The sequence below is a fragment of the Ligilactobacillus hayakitensis DSM 18933 = JCM 14209 genome (assembly GCF_000615845.1).
GTDB classification, from domain to species: Bacteria; Bacillota; Bacilli; order Lactobacillales; family Lactobacillaceae; genus Ligilactobacillus; species Ligilactobacillus hayakitensis.
In genome coordinates, this window is sequence record NZ_BAML01000003.1 from 35733 (window position 1) to 51795 (window position 16063).

Sequence of the window (16063 nt, forward strand, 5' to 3'; positions counted from 1 at the left end):
ATTGTCAATACTTCATGTCACTTTTTGTTACATCGATTTAATTGCTTATAAAACGCCTCTAAAACAGCCTTTGTAATTGCAATTTTTACATGGGCATAATTCAAACCACCTTGAATATATAATGAATATGGTGCACGCAACGGACCATCACTAGACAATTCAATTGTTGAACCTTCAGTAAAACTACCTGAAGCCATAATAATTTCATCTTCATATCCGTCCATATGACTTGGAACAGGATCAACAAAGGCATTTAATGGAGAATTATGTTGAATAGCCGCACAAAACGCAATCATTGGTTCTGGTTTGCCAAATGTAACAGTTTGCACTAAATCGGTTCTTTGGGCATCCCATTTAGGTGAAACTTCCATCCCCATTTCTTCTAACAGCGCTGCAGTAAAAATAGAACCTTTAACCGCTTCTCCAGTAACATTAGGAGCAAGGAAGAAACCTTCATAAAAATCACGCATAAATGGATATGTTGCACCTTCATATTTTCCTGCTCCAGGAACAATTAAGCGAGAACCACATTTTTCAATTAAATCTTTACTTCCAACTAAAAATGCACCAGTCTTTGCAATTCCACCACCAGCATTTTTATACATTGATCCAGCCATCAAATCAGCACCATAAAATGTTGGTTCGTCAACTTCAGTAAATTCTCCATAACAATTATCTATAAATATAACAGCATTAGGTGCATGCTTTTTGACAAATTTAACCATCTCCGCAACTTCGGCTACAACAAAGCTATCTCTACTTGAATAACCACGAGAACGTTGAATTGCTACCATTTTAATAGATTTATCTTCTTTTAAGTTCTTTTCGGCCGTTTGATAATCTACTTTTCCATTTTCTAATAGTGGAGTATATGAAAAACCAATATTATATTCTTTAAAAGTTCCGGGGTTATCACCGGCAACACCGATTACTTCTTGAATTGTATCATATGGCATTCCTGTTAAATAATGTAGTGAATCTCCTGGGCGTAATACACCAAAAAAAGCAGTTGAAATGGCATGTGTACCGGAAGTTAACTGTGGTTTAACCATTGCATCTTCTGTTTTAAAATAATCAGCAAATATTTTATCTAACTTATCACGTCCAATATCATCATAACCGTATCCTGTTGAACCAACTAAATCTTCTTCGGCAACACGATTTTCTCTAAAAATTTGTAATACACGTTGTTGATTATGTAATACTATTTCATCAATTTCAGATAATTTTTCACTAATTTTTTTGTCTACCTTTTTTACTTTTGCTTGTAAATCTTCAGGTAATCCCTTCATCCAACTTGTCATTATTTTTCCCTCCATTTTTTTACTTTAGCATTGATTATTTGAATTTCTTCTGGATTTTGAATTATATCAAACCAATTAACATCCATTTTATTTCTAAACCATGTTAATTGTCTTTTAGCATACCTTCGCGAATTTCTTTTCACTAGTGCAATAGCATCATCTAAAGAAATTTTTCCTTCGAAATATTCGTAAAATTCTTTATATCCTATTCCTTTGGCAGCTGATAGCTCCATATTCCCTTTTTCAAAAAGATACTTAGCTTCATCTAATAATCCATTTTCTATCATAATATCGACTCTTTGATTAATACGTTCATACAATAGCGCTCTATCAGTGGTTAAACCGATAATTAACGGATCAAACTCCGAAGTTTTTTGATCATTTTGTTCTGAAAATAACTTTCCCGTCCGATAATATACTTCTAGTGCTCTAATTACTCTTCGACTATTTCCAATTGGAATTTTTGATGCCGCCACAGGATCAATTTTTTCTAATCTCTCCCATAATTTTTTTGAACCATTTTTTTCTAAATATCCTTGTAATTCATTTCGAATATCGTCTTTATTTTCAATTGTGTTATCATCTGATCCCAATTTAAAATTGTCTAACAAAACTTGTAAATAAAAACCTGTTCCACCAGCAATTACTGGCATTTTACCGCGATTAGAAATTTCTTCAATTTTACTTTTTGCTTCAGCTATAAAATCCGCTGCTGTATACTGTTCATCAATATCGCGTATATCTATTAAATGATGCGGTATTCCTTTCATTTCGCCTGTCGTTACTTTTGCAGTACCGATATCTAAATTACGATATACTTGCATCGAATCGCCAGAAATAATTTCTCCATCAAATTTTTGTGCTAATTCGATTGATAGCTTTGTTTTTCCAACCGCTGTTGGTCCAACAATTAGAATTATTTTTCTAGTCATTTATCTATCCTCTCTGTACTAACTTATTATATTTTACCATTTTAGAATTTTTTATAAATGCAAAACTGGATATTTTCGTCAAATTAATTCATAATAAGGTTATAAACAAGTAAGGAGGGTATTGTTTATGAAAAAATTTAGCGCAGGCTTTGTCTTAGGTACACTTACAACTCTTAGTGCACTTGCAGGATCAGTTTTCGCTTTTAAGAAAACTGTTGTTGATCCTATTGAAGAAAAAGAAGCTCAATTAGAAGAACACCGTCGTCGTGCGCTTCGTAAGAGCCGTTCAGCACACCAAGGCTAAAAGTACTTCTATAAAAAAAGGAGCTGGTTTAATCCATGCTCCTCTTTTTGTTTAATTAATACTTATTTTTCTTAATTTTGCCATCCCAATTTGTAAAACCTGTTTTTAAAACATAGATATCTTTAAAGCCAGATTTATGAAGTTGAATTGCCGCACGTGTTGCAAGTGTACGCCCATTTTCATATAAATAAATTGGCATATCTTTTCTGATTCCAGATTTTAAAATTGATAACTGACTATATGGAATGTTTCTTGCCCCCATAATGCGGCCATTTTTAAATGAATCCGCCTCACGCAAATCAATTATTTGAGCACTTCTCATTCCTTGTTTAAATTCATCATTAGTCAAAATTTTTGATACTCTTTTACCTACAAGATATAGATAAATTTGCATTCCTAAAATATAAGCAATAATGAGAATTAAAAAAATATTAATTATAGTCCATGCAGAAATACTAGCTAACATAACGTATCCCCCCACATTTCATTAATTAGTTATTAAACTTAAGTGCTAAAGATGCTGCACCAATTACACCTGCATCATTTCCTAATTCAGCTAACTTCAATACAGTTGTCTTCTTAACTGAAGGGAAAGCATATTTTTTAAAGTATGCATCTACTTGGTCTAATAAGAATGAACCAGCAGCAGAAACACCACCACCAATTACGATAAATGATGGGTTTAACAAGCTTCCGATATTAGCACATGCTAATCCTAAATAGTAACAAACCTTATCAACCACGAGTTTAGCTAATACATCATCAGCTTTTGCAAGATCAAATACAAGTTTTGAACTAATTTCTTCACCATTATCTAACATTTGTTTTAATTCAGAATTACCTGCAAACTCTTCAGCCATATGACGTGCTACACGTACAACCCCAGTAGCTGATGCATAAGTTTCAAGACACCCTTTATTTCCACAAGTACATAAGAAACCACCTGGTTCAACATTCACGTGACCAATTTCACCACCAGCACCAGCACCGTGTACCATTTCACCGTTAGTGATAACACCACCACCAACACCTGTTCCTAAAGTAACAAATGTTACTTCATTATCGTTTTCGCCGGCACCTTTCCAACGTTCACCTAATGCTGCAACGTTAGCATCATTATCAACAGCAAACTTCATGCCTGTTCCTTCTTCAATTTGCTTTTTAAGTTCTTGTTTTTCTTTCCAGTTTAAGTTAAATGCTGCTTCAACTGTTCCGTTTTCAATATCAACAGTCCCTGGAGTTCCCATCCCAATACCAATAAATTGATCTGGAGTCATTCCAAATAAATCTAAATGATGGTTAATTGATTCAATAATATCAGGAACAATGTGAGAACCTTCATCTAATACGTTCGTTTCAACACTCCACTTTTGTTGAATTTCTCCTTCAGCTGTTAAAATAGCAAACTTAATAGTTGTACCACCTAGGTCAACCCCGATTAATTTTTTACTCATTATTAACCTCCATAATAAAATTCTTCTGGCTTTTTTTCACGCTTTTCTTCTAAATTATGTTCCCGTGACAAAATTAATTTTGCTGTCACATAATTTTTTTTATCAAGCACACCAGCCTTGTATAAATGATCAAGTTCTAGAGCCATCAATTCGATATCCCACATTCTTTTACCAACATAAACATATATTCCAAATTTTTTTAATAGTTGTTGAACGTCATATAGCGTTTTCATGGTCTATCACCTCAATAAAATATTATACTTAAATTTACTTAAATTGTAAAAACTTTTTTCACACTGAGTATTAGCAACACAATAACAAGTACTATGGCTAGATATCTTCTAAAAGCCTTTATTTTTCCTAAACGAGGAATTCCTAATACATATCCAAATAATATTCCTGCTAAAAGTCCTCCGATATGTCCAAAGGTATCAACATTTATTCCACCACCATCAAAAAAACTAAAGCCTATATTAAGTAGGACTAATAAAGCAATTTGTCGTGCATATATCTTAATTTCAGGTAGATTTTTAAATTCAAGTCCCATCATGATATAGATACCAAACAATCCAAAGATTGATGTACTAGCCCCAGCAGAAATTGAATTGGGATTGAAATAATAACTTGCCAGATTTCCACCAATTCCACTCAAAATATATATTGCTAAAAAACGTTTTTTACCTAACAACCATTCTAATTGTTTTCCTAAAAAATATATAGAAACACAATTTAAAACTAAATGTTCTAATCCAATATGAAGAAAAATTGGCATTACTAAACGCCAAACTTGCCCCTGTTCTATCAAGGGGTTAAATTTCGCTCCAAACAACAATAATACTCGTGAATTGTTCGACCCACCACTTAATGTCATTAAGATATAAAATATGATATTTATCGATATTAAAATATTTGTAACAGTCGGTTTGAACTTTAATTTTTCCACAAAATCATCTCCAAATTTGTCTGTAAACAAAAAAATCTATTTTCATAACATAAAATAATTTATGTTATAAAAATAGAAAAAAACAACAGGAGTTTACCTGCTGTTATTTAGTTTCACGGTGAACAGTAACTTTGTGATCACGAGGACAATACTTCTTTAATTCGATGCGATCAGGGTTGTTACGTTTGTTCTTACTTGTAAGATATGTTTGTTCGTGACATTCTGTACATTCTAAAGTAATATTTACACGCATGTTTTATCCCTCCAAACATGTTTCAAATTCTAAAAAGATGTGTACTACACCTTAACTTCTATATGATATCATCTTTTAAAGCGTATTTCCAGTACTTTTTAGTGTAAAGTATAAAAGCTTGACGATTTATTGATTCTCATCGGCACCGATATTTTTTGCAAGTTCCTCTTGAAGATTAACTTCTGATGAAGGCGGCGTTGGATTTTGAGTAGACGTTGAAGCTGCTAGTTGTGTTTCTAGCCTTGCAGGAGGTGTAAATGATGTAGAGCTTCTTCTTTGACTCATACCGCTATTTCCTGAATTATTGTTAGATATTTTACTTACTTGATTTTGAGCTTGATTTTGAGCTTGATTTTGAGCTTGTGAATTATCCATACTTGATGAAGCAGCTTCTACTTGTTCACTCGAAGAACTACTAATACTCATTTCTATTGAATTTAATTCAGATAATTCTGCTTTAGGTTTTTTCTTCTTATGCGTCTTTTTCTTTTTTGGTTTCTTTTTTTCCATTTTTTTCTTTTCTGAATCAGAACTACTTTCTTCACCATATTTTGATTTAGCTAAATCTTTTTGTTGCGCATAGACTTTTCGTTGATAAGCTTCTCCACCTAATGCAGCTGCCATACGTTGTTTTACAAAGCTTGTATTCCATAAACCCAAAAATAGTAATAATATCCCTAAAATTACTCCTAAAGTACTAAATACTCTTGTTTTTACTTTTTTATTTTTATTTCTCTTTCTCTTTTTAATTTTACCTTGTGTTCTTTTCATAATTCCTATCCTTTACTTTATTCTTCAAATCCTGCCTCGATTAAAGCTATTTTTGTTTCAAGATTTGAAATACGTTTTTTGGCATTATTCAATTCCAAAACAAAGCTATTCTTTTGTTGAACGCTTTGGTCTAATATCGATTCCATTTCACTAACTTTCACGATTTCTAAATTATACTCATCTGTTAAATCTGTAATTTGACCATTAGTTTTTAACAAAATTTCATTAATTTCTATTAATTTTTCGTCAACTTTTGCATTTGCTTCTAATTCTTTGTTTGCTTCTAGAATTTGTGCTTTCAATGAAGTTTGTAAATAAACATTCAATTCTTTACTCTCATTAACTTTCTTTTCATTAGCTAATGCAAGATCTAATTTCTTCTTTAAAACATTCACTTCATTATTTTTAGCATCTAATTCAATATCCGCGGCCGTTATTGCTGCTTTACTAGCTTCATATCTACTTATAGCTAATGTTACTTTTCCTTTTAAGTTTATCCAATCATCTTTTTGTTCACTCAAATGTTGCTTCATTTTTTTTAGTTGTTTTTTCAACTCACTTTTTTTAGAATCCATCTTACTAATATCATTTTTTATCTTTTCAACGCTTAGTAAGGCAGCCTTTTTTTCTAGTTGAGCTAAAATTTGTTCTTGGTCTTTAATTTTTTGGTGATTTATTTCTAAACGATTTTCTAACTGTTCTTTTTTATTATTAAGATTAACTTTTTCTTCGTTTAGTTTCTCACAACCAAAGTCTGGTAAAAGATAACTTCCTTCAATTTGATTATCGCTATAAGCCAATTCAAAATGAATTGTAAAATACTTATCTATAGAAACTCCCAATAAATGATTTCTATATTCAGAATCTTCGTCCTTTGGAAAGCCTAACAATGTCAAAACTTTTCCAATCTCATTTTCTGAATCTGCAAATAACATACTAATAATATTTTGAAAAACTACATACTTTAAATCTGCAAGAGTTAGTTTATCTTTGAAATCCGCTAGGTATGGCTCTCCATTTCCAATAACTTCTTCTTTACTGTCAAAGTTTCGAAACGCAGAATTTTCAGAATTCCATAATTCAAAGAGCGCATCTATATCATGTCCTTTTCCGGAAGTTTCATTTTTTTCATTATTAAAGGATTGCCAATTATCTTGATTATACCGCTTTACTACTTCTTTCGTGAATTCAATTGATTCAGGATTCACAGATAATTGTGGTAATTCAAATACCTCTCTAACTTTATTTAACAAGCTTGCTGCAAAAGCAGAAATTTCAATAACAACTTGATCCTTTATTTCTTGGATATCTTCAATTTCGGTCTTATAATCTACTTCATCAAAGTTAAAATTTAATTGTGACTTATCCAAAAATTCTTGAAATAAATTCAACTGTAGCCCCTCAGTTGTAATTTGTCCCATTTCATTTCCATCTATTTTCCCTTGAGTATAGTTATTAAATAGAGCTTTATTAAATTTCTCTGGTAATTTTATCCTTGGGATTGCGGCTATTTTAGCGCTATTAGCTTCTAATTTTTCGCTTAAATTTTTAATTTTCTGTCCAATTTCTTTGCTATCAGCTTTTAATTTGTTTAATAATTCTTGTTGTTGATCTAACTCAGTTAGTGCTTCTGAATTTACTTCTTCATTTTGTGATTCTTTATTTCGATAATTTTTGATATTTTTCTTTTTACCGGCAATATCAATCGTTAATTGTTTAATTTCATTTTCAAATTTTTCAATTTCATTCACACTATCATCAAGCGCTTTTTTTGAACGATCGACTCTCTTCTCGTTTCTTTGAAGCTCCCGTTTCATAATATTAGAACTATCATTAGTATTCTTTTGGACCTCAGTTGCTTTATTTAAATTAGTAAGTTCGATTTCTAACTTATTTTGAATATCAATAGTTTCAGCATGTACTTTATCCCAATTTTCATTTATTTGTGCTTGCTTCAATTCTAATAATTTTATTTTTTCGTTCTTTTCTCGTATATCCTTTTCAACTAGAGATTTATTAAAGTTTTCACTTTCATCCTTAATTTTTTGATAAAAATCTAATTTTTCTTGATATTTTAATTGAGTATCTAATTTTTCATCTAAATCTCGTTTTAATTTACTTACTTTTTCAACATTTTCATTTAACTTATTTTGATTGTTTTCGATTATATTCTTAATATCAGTTATTTTCTTTTCAGCTTGTTGAACTTCTTTATGTGCGTCTGCCATATCTTTTTTAATTCGTTCAATGTCCATTTCGCACCCGCCTCTTTCTTCTCAGCAAACTTAAAAACGTTGTCTGTTTTTTCTATAGTCTCAATATAATTATAATAAAAAGTTCTCGACTAATATACTATATTTTAACTTTTTTTATTATTTTTTTATTCTACAATGCCAATCCGAGACCATTCATGAAAAAAAGGCTGAGATTCTGCTCTCAACCTTTTATTTAATTTTTTGAAAATTTTGAATATCCAAAGCAACAAAATTATCTGCCAATTCAGTTGCAAAATTCATATAATGTATTGCAATAGGCAATCTATCATTTTTTTCATCAGATAAATTATATTCTTTAAGCAATTTATTTTTCAAATGTTGACTTAAGCCAAGCACACAAATGTAAGGTATCAATTTTTTCCACTTATTAATATTCCCAAATTTTTGAACCTTAATTTTATCAATATTATGTATTGACCGTACAAAAGCTTTGCTATCGATATATTGTTCAAATTGATCAGGTGAAAATTTCAACTGCATTCCGATAAAATATATACTTAGCAAACTCATAGCTATTAAAGCGATGATTGGAATCACAAAGTAATTTTTACCCTGAGAAATAAAAAGATTTATTAATATAAGCAAATATGCTGTTCCTACACTAATTAATACACTTCTCTTTGGAATTTCAAAAATATTTCTTTGATTTGCAGCCATTTTTTTATAAGCTTCTTGTTCGTCTTTCTTCCATTTTTGATAAACCTTATTCACATTAGCTTCTCCCATTAAGGTTAATGTATCATTAATTTCAGACAATTTAATTGAATTTTTCTCATCTAAATTCCTAAAAAGTAATTCATTAAGACGATTTGCTGTAATAAAGTTTGGTTCAATAACAGTTAACTTATAATCATCTATATCTTGAAAACGCTCATTTTTTGCTATTTCAAGGATGATTTTTTTCTTGTCGATTGCTTGTAATAACTGCGCTAAATATGTAAATCGATTAATTTTAAAATGTTTCACCTGTGATTGAAACACTCTAACATCTACACTGGGTTTTTGGTAGTTAAAACGTTTAAATTTCAAAAATTTAAATACATAAATTTGTTTATTATATAATCTAAGTGAATTTACAAACAATCCTATCCCAAACAAAATTGTAAACAACCACATAATACTATATGAAAACTTTTTTACCTTCTTTTTGTGTAACTGAATATCACTAGTTTCAAACTCATGTTTTGCCACTGATTTAAGTGATGGGACTGGGGTAGTATAAATTGTGTTTGAATTATATAAAAAAGCATCCTTTGGCGTAAGCAATACTACTCTCAATGGTTTACTTGGAAGAGCCTTAGGCACTTTAATATGTAGTATCCCCTTTTTTCGATCAGTTACTGTATTATATTTAAGCGAACCATGAATCCAAGAGTTCATTTTTGCAGCTTTTTTCTCTTGTAGTTTTACGTTTAAATCTATGTTTCTAACTTTTTTATTAAATCCATCAACTACATTCCATTTAAAAATAGAAACATTTCCATTTCCATAATTTACTACTGCGTCTGCGACACTATACGAAATTCGATATGAAACTTTTTTATTACTCAAATTATCGTAAACTCTTATCGCCATCGTCGTTTTATCTTTATTCCAAGTTGGAGAAACTACATACTTTCCATAATTTGTTTTTGGGTCTTTAGCTAAATCTTCATCAAGTCCTCGTTTTAAGCGTTTCACTTTGCCATCAACAATTTCTTCAACTTTGAGATTTCGATAAGTATCCACTCCATTTGGTAAGGTTTGTGGAATGCTAATTTGATTATAAGTCCCTACAAAACGCATTTTTACTAGATTAGTTACCCTTGCAGAACCATCATTTCTTAAGTAGACATTTGAAGTATAATGACTAATGCTATACAACTTAATTTTGGTTACTAGCAAAATAGCCACTAAAACGATAAATATTCCTAAAAATATTTTTATTTTTTTATTACTAAATAATTTCTTTAATGTTATTTTCACTCGTAGCACTCCTTAACATTAAAATTATGACAAAGATATAAATAAATGTCTACCATTTTTAAGCAAATTTCCAATAAATATATTTAGAATAAATGAAGGATTTTTCCTAATTAGTCTTTTCAACTTCTACATCTTGATTTTCGTTATCCATCACGAAAACTCCTTTCTTCTCGCAGTTAAAGCCTTGGGAGGATACTCAGTTGTTCTTTAACGTCTGCAAGCAGGAAAAAGGTATAAAAAAAGACGGATTAACCGCCTTAATTCATTTATTAGTATTTTAAAAATATTTAAAAAATACCTTCTGTTACTTTTGGAAATTCAATTTCTATATCATTTAGTAGTGCATAGATAAATACTTCCTTTAGTTCATCAGGTGTTGCTCCAAGAAATGGTGGAATACTGCCTTTATACTTATCAAAATACATCATTGCAAGTTCATCTACAGTTTTATTTTTTAAATCTTTACTATCGTATTCCATATATATCACTCTCTTTCTAAGAGACTATCTACTATTTCATCAATAATCTTTAAACTTTCAAGGAAAATAATCCTATTAAACTCAGCGCCACTAGCATTATTCATTTCCATAGATATAGCACCTACAAAAAATTCTCTCTCTCTAAATTTCCAGAGTTATCAAAATAACCACTTTCATGACCATAGGAAAGTTCAACCCCAGAAACTGCTTTATAGATATCAGCTACTAAACCTGTATATGACGTTACATTTTCCAATGAAAATATACTATTATTTAAAGCTATAGAAAAAACTTTTGAATCTTTAGGAATCCCTATTAGTTGGGGAATTTTTTCAGCTATTAAAATATCTACATTTTTGATAACTTTCTTATGAATAACCTCACCTTGTTTTCGCATTTTGTCAGCTTGCGCAACGATTCTTTTAGCTTCCGCTTCAAACTGTTTGATATCCGTCTGAGAAACTTTAACTTTCATATCAGCAACAGAAATACCTTAAAAAAAGTTAACAAAGAAATGAAAACTTATTTACAAGAAGATCAAGGCTTTGCTGAAGGAACTTTAGATGAAAATTGAAACCCACCAGATAATAGTACTCCAAATCTAGAATTTGATTATGCTACATATGTAAAGAAAATAACCGCACACAGTTTTAGACATATTCACGCTTTCCTTTTGTTTGACTCTGGTACCAATATTAAAGAAGTTCAAGAACGCTTAGAACATTCAACTTCAAAAATGACACTTGATATTTGTACTCATGTTACACAAAATCGAAAACAAGAAACATCCCTTAAATTTGCTAATTTTATGCAGAACTAAAAACAAGTGTGGGTTATTTTGTGGGTCATTTATATAAAAATACAAAAAAAGTCTCCCTAAATGTTAACAAATCAGCATTTAGGGAGACTAAATTAAATATTATTTAATTTGTGACATAACTTCTTCAGCAAAGTCTACTTCATTCTTTTCGATACCTTCACCAACTTCAAAGCGAGCAAATTTAACTGCTTTGGCGTTTACTGATTCAAGGTATTGTTCAACAGTCTTGCTGTCATCCATGATGTAAACTTGAGCTAATAATGTGTAAGCTTGGTCCACTTGAGTGTTATCTAACATGAAGCGGTTCATCTTACCTGGGATAATCTTGTCCCAAATCTTTTCAGGTTTACCTTCTGCCTTTAATTCTTCCTTAATATCAGCTTCAGCTTTAGCAATAACTTCGTCAGTTAATTGTGCCTTTGAACCGTATTGTAAGTGTGGAAGAGCTGGCTTGTCAACCATTGCACGACTTTCGTTATCTTGGTCGATTTTATGGTTCATTTGTGCCAATTCATCTTTAATGAATTGTGGATCTAAATCATTGTATGATAATACAGTTGGTTTCATAGCAGCAATGTGCATTGAAACTTGCTTAGCTAATGTATCATCTCCACCTTCGATAACTGAGATAACACCAATACGACCACCGTTGTGTTGGTATGCTCCAAAGTGTTGGTCATCAGTCTTTTCAAGTAATTCGAAACGACGGAATGAAATTTTTTCACCAATTGTAGCTGTAGCGTTAACATATTCAGCTTCCAATGTTTCACCTGATGGCATCTTTAATGCAAGTGCTTCTTCGTTGTTAGCTGGTTTACCTTCTGCAATAACTTTTGCAGTAGCTTTAACTAATTCAACGAATTGAGCGTTTTTAGCAACGAAGTCAGTTTCAGCGTTAACTTCAACTACAGCTGCAACGTTACCATCAACGTATACACCTGTTAAACCTTCAGCAGCAACACGATCAGCTTTCTTAGCAGCTTTTGCCATACCTTTTTCACGAAGTAATTCGATTGCTTTTTCGATATCACCATCTGTTTCTACCAATGCCTTCTTAGCGTCCATAACGCCGGCACCTGACTTTTCACGCAATTCTTTAACTTGCGCAGCAGTAATGTTTGCCATTATATTGGCCTCCCTTAAATTATTTTAATAAAGGCCGCCCTAATCCCAGGCCAATGTGCCTAAAACTAAGACAGCCTAAGTTAATTAACTATTCAGCATCTTTGCTATCGTTGTTGCCTTCTACAGCTTCTACGATATCTTCAATTGAATCTACTTTTTCATCTGTATTTTCAAATGTTTCTTCTGTTACAGGTGCATCATCTTCACCTTGACGACCTTCGATAACAGCGTCAGCCATCTTAGCAGTGATAAGACGTACGGCACGGATTGCATCGTCGTTTGATGGAATCTTAACATCGATTTCATCTGGATCTGCGTTTGTATCAACCATAGCAACAATAGGAATATTTAACTTTTGTGCTTCTTTTACAGCGATACGTTCTTTACGAGGATCAACGATGAATAATACATCTGGAATACGTGGCATATCTTCGATACCACCAAGGAATTTTTCAAGACGGTCACGTTGTTTTTGTAACAATGCAACTTCTTTCTTAGGAAGACGTTCAAATGTACCATCTTCTGCCATTGCCTTGATTTCCTTTAACTTCTTGATACGTTTTTGAATTGTGTTCCAGTTAGTTAAAGTACCACCTAACCAACGGTGATTTACAAAGTATTGACCAGCACGCTTTGCTTCTTCAGCAACAGCTTCTTGTGCTTGTTTCTTTGTACCTACGAATAATACAACGCCATCATCTGATGCAGCGTCCTTAATAAAGTCGTAAGCATCATCGATTAACTTAACAGTCTTTTGTAAGTCAATGATGTAAATTCCGTTACGTTCTGTGAAGATGTATTTCTTCATCTTAGGGTTCCAACGACGTGTTTGGTGTCCGAAATGTACACCGGCTTCAAGTAATTGTTTCATTGTAATAACAGCCATTACAATAACCTCCAAATAGTTTTTTTCCTCCTCTATGTTTAGCTACTAAAAAACTCATAGAGCAACTTTTTAGCAATCGCATAGAGTGTGAATTGTGTTTTAAACACTCTTAAAATTATATATTAGCACCATATATATTGCAAGTTAATTTTTAAGATTAACTCCATTTTTTCGCAAATATTCCAATTTTTTATCTCTACTTTGATGCTTAAACTCATACTCTTTTTTTAGAGCTTCATTTTTAGTTTCAAATTCCTCATGGTAAATCATTTTTAAAGGATGTCGACTTTTTACTCTAGTATATTTTGCACCAGTTCCATTTGAATGTTGCTTAAATCTTCTCTGTAAATCAGTCGTAAAACCACCGTATAATGTATTATCAGCACATAAGAGGACATAAAAATAATATATTTGTTTACTTCCCATATAAAAGTTCCCTAACAATTCCGGTATACTGCCCCTTTTCATCTGCAATTGTAATTGGGTATAGGTATCTAAGACCACCCTTTTTTCCGGCCTTAATTCCCTGTACTAAAACCATATTAGCTTCTTTACCAGGTTTGGGATGAACCATTTGAATTTTCTTAGGTTCAATATTGTATCTTCTCATCTTATCTAACATTTCTAATAATCGATCTGGTCGATACACAAAATTTATTTTTCCACCAAATTTAAGTAAACCACTGGAAACTTTAATGATTTGTTCTAAATTAACGGTAATTTCATGGCGTGCAATTGCATAATGTTGATTTTCATTTTTTTGACTCATATCTGAGTTAAGAAAATATGGTGGATTACATGTAATCATATCAACTGAATCTTTTTTTATTTGATTTCCTAATTGATTTAAATCTTGATTAATAACACTAATTTTTTCAGCTAAATCATTTAATTCAATCGATCTTTTTGCCATATTTGCTAACCGTTCTTGAATTTCAACTTCAATAATTTCTCCGTTAACTTTATTACTCATAAAAATTCCTACTGCACCATTACCAGCACACAAGTCAACAACTTTTGCTCCTTTTTTCATCACAGGATTTGCAAAATTTGCTAGCAAAACAGCATCAATTGAAAACGAAAATACATTAGGGCTTTGAATTATCCTAAAGTCATTTGAGTACAATTGGTCAATACGTTCATCATCTAATAATTTCACTTTATTCAAATTTAATTCCATTCCTTCTATAATTTTCCTTGAAAGTTTATTAAAATTTGCATACTATTAGGTAGTATATCAGATTAAGGAGAGGTTGTCTTTAGATGTTCTATTCATTTATTCGAGCTGTTGCACAAATAATCATTTATATAATCAATGGAAAACCTAAAATATTAAACAAGGAAAATTTACCCGAAGGAAATTACATTTTAGTGGGTCCCCATCGAACATGGTTTGATCCAATTTATTTTGCTTTGAGCGCTAGTCCAAAGAAGTTTTCTTTCATGGCAAAAAAAGAACTCTTTAAGAATCCGATTTTAAAGTATATTCTTGTTCATGCAAATGCATTTCCAGTTGACCGTGAAAATCCAGGTCCTTCAGCTGTTAAAACACCAGTTAAATGGTTGAAACAACGTGATTTATCCTTGATTATGTATCCTTCTGGCACAAGACATTCACAATCATTGAAAGGCGGCGTTACATTAATCGCTAAACTTTCTGGTGTGCCTATCGTACCAGCGGTGTATCAAGGACCTTTAACTTTTAAAGGCTTATTTTCTCGTAAAAAAACTTTTATGGCCTTTGGAGAACCTATAATTGTCGACAGAAAACGCAAACTTGATGATGTGTACCAACAAGAAATTATCAAAGCAATGGAATTAGAATTTGAAAAACTCGATAAGCAAATTAATCCAAAGTTTGTTTACGTTGACCCTAGTCAAAAAAATAAATAGTAAAGCAAAATAAAAGACCTGATAAATCTGAGATTTATCAGGTCTTTTTTATCAGAAATAACTAAAATTAAATTATTTAATTCAATTACTTGCCGTAGTTACTCTTCATTGCACTCATCATTTGTTTGAGGCGTTTTTCTGATGGTTTTTGGCCCATTTGTGCCATCATTTGGCGCATCATTTGTTCGTTAATTGGTGGATTTTTCTTAAGATAATCTTCCATATATTTTCTTGCTGCAAAAAATCCGCCAGCAAAACCTAATACTAATGCAATGATTACTACAATAATCCATGCTCCTGTACCCATAGTATCAAACTCCTTACATTCTTAATTACATTTCTAGTTTAACTAAAATATATCTAAAAATAAAGTCCAAGTTCAATTAATTAATATATTTTAATCGTCACGAAGTCCACGCTTACGTTGAATTTCCTTTACTTTTTCAGGCGTTACTTCTTTTCCGTTCTTATCAAATACTTGAAGCATTTCAACATGACTTCTAAAATTTTCACGGAACATCGCTAAGTATGTTTCTCTTAGCTTTTTTTGTTCTAAAATTTCATCTTCAGTTAAGCCTTCGCTCTTTTTTTTCTTTGCCAATTCATTAATTCGATTAATTAATTCTTGTGGAATCCCATTATTTTCAGCCATTTGTTT

Annotated in this window: 21 protein-coding genes; 3 read left to right on the forward strand and 18 right to left on the reverse strand. The window is 31.5% G+C overall.

What is annotated here, in order from left to right:
• Positions 1 to 17: 17 nt before the first annotated feature.
• Positions 18 to 1304, reverse strand: coding sequence for a methionine gamma-lyase family protein (locus JCM14209_RS01265; protein WP_025021831.1), 1287 nt, complete (start codon positions 1302 to 1304; stop codon positions 18 to 20).
• Positions 1304 to 2236: a tRNA (adenosine(37)-N6)-dimethylallyltransferase MiaA gene (miaA, locus tag JCM14209_RS01270; protein WP_025021832.1), complete on the reverse strand. Its 933-nt coding sequence runs from the start codon at positions 2234 to 2236 to the stop codon at positions 1304 to 1306. The genes JCM14209_RS01265 and miaA overlap by 1 nt, the downstream gene beginning before the upstream one ends.
• Before the next feature lie 127 nt (positions 2237 to 2363).
• Between miaA and JCM14209_RS09815 the strand changes: the two genes are divergently transcribed.
• Positions 2364 to 2540, forward strand: coding sequence for a DUF3042 family protein (locus JCM14209_RS09815; RefSeq protein WP_081774032.1), 177 nt, complete (start codon positions 2364 to 2366; stop codon positions 2538 to 2540).
• Between the two features lie 55 nt (positions 2541 to 2595).
• On the opposite strand, the gene JCM14209_RS01280 is transcribed toward JCM14209_RS09815, so the two are convergent.
• The 10 genes from JCM14209_RS01280 to JCM14209_RS01330 form a co-directional block, all read right to left on the reverse strand.
• A complete protein-coding gene (locus JCM14209_RS01280) occupies positions 2596 to 3006 on the reverse strand; it encodes a rhodanese-like domain-containing protein (protein ID WP_025021833.1) in 411 nt (136 codons plus the stop codon).
• A 25-nt stretch (positions 3007 to 3031) separates the two neighbouring features.
• Positions 3032 to 3994 carry an ROK family glucokinase gene (locus JCM14209_RS01285; RefSeq protein WP_025021834.1) on the reverse strand — a complete coding sequence of 321 codons (963 nt, stop codon included), beginning with the start codon at positions 3992 to 3994 and terminating at the stop codon, positions 3032 to 3034.
• A gap of 2 nt (positions 3995 to 3996) precedes the next feature.
• On the reverse strand, positions 3997 to 4227 hold the full coding sequence (locus tag JCM14209_RS01290) for a YqgQ family protein (protein WP_025021835.1): 231 nt from the start codon (positions 4225 to 4227) through the stop codon (positions 3997 to 3999).
• Between the two features lie 38 nt (positions 4228 to 4265).
• Positions 4266 to 4937, reverse strand: a complete 672-nt coding sequence (locus tag JCM14209_RS01295) for a rhomboid family intramembrane serine protease (protein ID WP_025021836.1) — start codon at positions 4935 to 4937, stop codon at positions 4266 to 4268.
• A gap of 103 nt (positions 4938 to 5040) precedes the next feature.
• The gene (gene rpmG / locus JCM14209_RS01300) at positions 5041 to 5190 is read right to left on the reverse strand and encodes a 50S ribosomal protein L33 (protein ID WP_025021837.1); all 150 of its coding nucleotides are present in this window, start codon (positions 5188 to 5190) and stop codon (positions 5041 to 5043) included.
• Positions 5191 to 5316: 126 nt separating this feature from the next.
• Positions 5317 to 5961 carry a hypothetical protein gene (locus JCM14209_RS01305; RefSeq protein WP_025021838.1) on the reverse strand — a complete coding sequence of 215 codons (645 nt, stop codon included), beginning with the start codon at positions 5959 to 5961 and terminating at the stop codon, positions 5317 to 5319.
• A 17-nt stretch (positions 5962 to 5978) separates the two neighbouring features.
• Positions 5979 to 8216: an SEC10/PgrA surface exclusion domain-containing protein gene (locus JCM14209_RS01310; protein WP_025021839.1), complete on the reverse strand. Its 2238-nt coding sequence runs from the start codon at positions 8214 to 8216 to the stop codon at positions 5979 to 5981.
• A gap of 189 nt (positions 8217 to 8405) precedes the next feature.
• Positions 8406 to 10202 (reverse strand): DUF2207 domain-containing protein, encoded by a 1797-nt coding sequence (locus JCM14209_RS01315; protein ID WP_025021840.1) that lies wholly within the window; start codon positions 10200 to 10202, stop codon positions 8406 to 8408.
• 287 nt (positions 10203 to 10489) lie between these two features.
• Entirely contained in the window at positions 10490 to 10681 is a 192-nt protein-coding gene (locus tag JCM14209_RS01320; RefSeq protein ID WP_025021841.1) for a hypothetical protein, read from the reverse strand.
• Positions 10682 to 10802: 121 nt separating this feature from the next.
• Positions 10803 to 11156 carry a hypothetical protein gene (locus JCM14209_RS01330; RefSeq protein ID WP_025021842.1) on the reverse strand — a complete coding sequence of 118 codons (354 nt, stop codon included), beginning with the start codon at positions 11154 to 11156 and terminating at the stop codon, positions 10803 to 10805.
• Between the two features lie 159 nt (positions 11157 to 11315).
• Between JCM14209_RS01330 and JCM14209_RS09820 the strand changes: the two genes are divergently transcribed.
• Positions 11316 to 11501 (forward strand): tyrosine-type recombinase/integrase, encoded by a 186-nt coding sequence (locus JCM14209_RS09820; protein ID WP_081774034.1) that lies wholly within the window; start codon positions 11316 to 11318, stop codon positions 11499 to 11501.
• A 99-nt stretch (positions 11502 to 11600) separates the two neighbouring features.
• Here JCM14209_RS09820 and tsf read toward each other — a convergent pair whose 3' ends face one another.
• From tsf to JCM14209_RS01350, 4 genes are all read right to left on the reverse strand, one after another.
• Positions 11601 to 12626, reverse strand: coding sequence for a translation elongation factor Ts (tsf, locus tag JCM14209_RS01335; RefSeq protein WP_025021843.1), 1026 nt, complete (start codon positions 12624 to 12626; stop codon positions 11601 to 11603).
• An 88-nt stretch (positions 12627 to 12714) separates the two neighbouring features.
• On the reverse strand, positions 12715 to 13512 hold the full coding sequence (gene rpsB, locus JCM14209_RS01340; protein WP_025021844.1) for a 30S ribosomal protein S2: 798 nt from the start codon (positions 13510 to 13512) through the stop codon (positions 12715 to 12717).
• Positions 13513 to 13656: 144 nt separating this feature from the next.
• Positions 13657 to 13938, reverse strand: a complete 282-nt coding sequence (locus tag JCM14209_RS01345; protein WP_025021845.1) for a GIY-YIG nuclease family protein — start codon at positions 13936 to 13938, stop codon at positions 13657 to 13659.
• Complete coding sequence (locus tag JCM14209_RS01350; protein WP_035519719.1) at positions 13928 to 14692, reverse strand: tRNA1(Val) (adenine(37)-N6)-methyltransferase; 765 nt, start codon at positions 14690 to 14692, stop codon at positions 13928 to 13930. The genes JCM14209_RS01345 and JCM14209_RS01350 overlap by 11 nt, the downstream gene beginning before the upstream one ends.
• Before the next feature lie 83 nt (positions 14693 to 14775).
• Here JCM14209_RS01350 and JCM14209_RS01355 point away from each other — a divergent pair, with 83 nt between their 5' ends.
• Complete coding sequence (locus JCM14209_RS01355) at positions 14776 to 15405, forward strand: lysophospholipid acyltransferase family protein (RefSeq protein WP_025021847.1); 630 nt, start codon at positions 14776 to 14778, stop codon at positions 15403 to 15405.
• A gap of 85 nt (positions 15406 to 15490) precedes the next feature.
• Here JCM14209_RS01355 and JCM14209_RS01360 read toward each other — a convergent pair whose 3' ends face one another.
• Entirely contained in the window at positions 15491 to 15712 is a 222-nt protein-coding gene (locus JCM14209_RS01360) for a YneF family protein (RefSeq protein ID WP_025021848.1), read from the reverse strand.
• 90 nt (positions 15713 to 15802) lie between these two features.
• Complete coding sequence (locus JCM14209_RS10175; RefSeq protein ID WP_025021849.1) at positions 15803 to 16057, reverse strand: DUF896 domain-containing protein; 255 nt, start codon at positions 16055 to 16057, stop codon at positions 15803 to 15805.
• Positions 16058 to 16063 lie beyond the last annotated feature (6 nt).

Excerpts from the sequence above, each read along its gene's own strand:
- JCM14209_RS01330 (WP_025021842.1), bottom strand. The coding sequence starts at position 11,156 with ATGAAAGTTAAAGTTTCTCAGACGGATATCAAACAGTTTGAAGCGGAA.
- JCM14209_RS10175 (WP_025021849.1), bottom strand. The coding sequence starts at position 16,057 with ATGGCTGAAAATAATGGGATTCCACAAGAATTAATTAATCGAATTAAT.
- miaA (WP_025021832.1), bottom strand. The coding sequence starts at position 2,236 with ATGACTAGAAAAATAATTCTAATTGTTGGACCAACAGCGGTTGGAAAA.
- JCM14209_RS09815 (WP_081774032.1), top strand. The coding sequence starts at position 2,364 with ATGAAAAAATTTAGCGCAGGCTTTGTCTTAGGTACACTTACAACTCTT.
- tsf (WP_025021843.1), bottom strand. The coding sequence starts at position 12,626 with ATGGCAAACATTACTGCTGCGCAAGTTAAAGAATTGCGTGAAAAGTCA.
- JCM14209_RS01320 (WP_025021841.1), bottom strand. The coding sequence starts at position 10,681 with ATGGAATACGATAGTAAAGATTTAAAAAATAAAACTGTAGATGAACTT.
- JCM14209_RS01290 (WP_025021835.1), bottom strand. The coding sequence starts at position 4,227 with ATGAAAACGCTATATGACGTTCAACAACTATTAAAAAAATTTGGAATA.
- JCM14209_RS01265 (WP_025021831.1), bottom strand. The coding sequence starts at position 1,304 with ATGACAAGTTGGATGAAGGGATTACCTGAAGATTTACAAGCAAAAGTA.
- rpmG (WP_025021837.1), bottom strand. The coding sequence starts at position 5,190 with ATGCGTGTAAATATTACTTTAGAATGTACAGAATGTCACGAACAAACA.
- JCM14209_RS01350 (WP_035519719.1), bottom strand. The coding sequence starts at position 14,692 with ATGGAATTAAATTTGAATAAAGTGAAATTATTAGATGATGAACGTATT.
- JCM14209_RS01345 (WP_025021845.1), bottom strand. The coding sequence starts at position 13,938 with ATGGGAAGTAAACAAATATATTATTTTTATGTCCTCTTATGTGCTGAT.
- JCM14209_RS01310 (WP_025021839.1), bottom strand. The coding sequence starts at position 8,216 with ATGGACATTGAACGAATTAAAAAAGATATGGCAGACGCACATAAAGAA.
- JCM14209_RS01360 (WP_025021848.1), bottom strand. The coding sequence starts at position 15,712 with ATGGGTACAGGAGCATGGATTATTGTAGTAATCATTGCATTAGTATTA.
- JCM14209_RS01285 (WP_025021834.1), bottom strand. The coding sequence starts at position 3,994 with ATGAGTAAAAAATTAATCGGGGTTGACCTAGGTGGTACAACTATTAAG.
- JCM14209_RS01355 (WP_025021847.1), top strand. The coding sequence starts at position 14,776 with ATGTTCTATTCATTTATTCGAGCTGTTGCACAAATAATCATTTATATA.
- JCM14209_RS01305 (WP_025021838.1), bottom strand. The coding sequence starts at position 5,961 with ATGAAAAGAACACAAGGTAAAATTAAAAAGAGAAAGAGAAATAAAAAT.
- rpsB (WP_025021844.1), bottom strand. The coding sequence starts at position 13,512 with ATGGCTGTTATTACAATGAAACAATTACTTGAAGCCGGTGTACATTTC.
- JCM14209_RS01280 (WP_025021833.1), bottom strand. The coding sequence starts at position 3,006 with ATGTTAGCTAGTATTTCTGCATGGACTATAATTAATATTTTTTTAATT.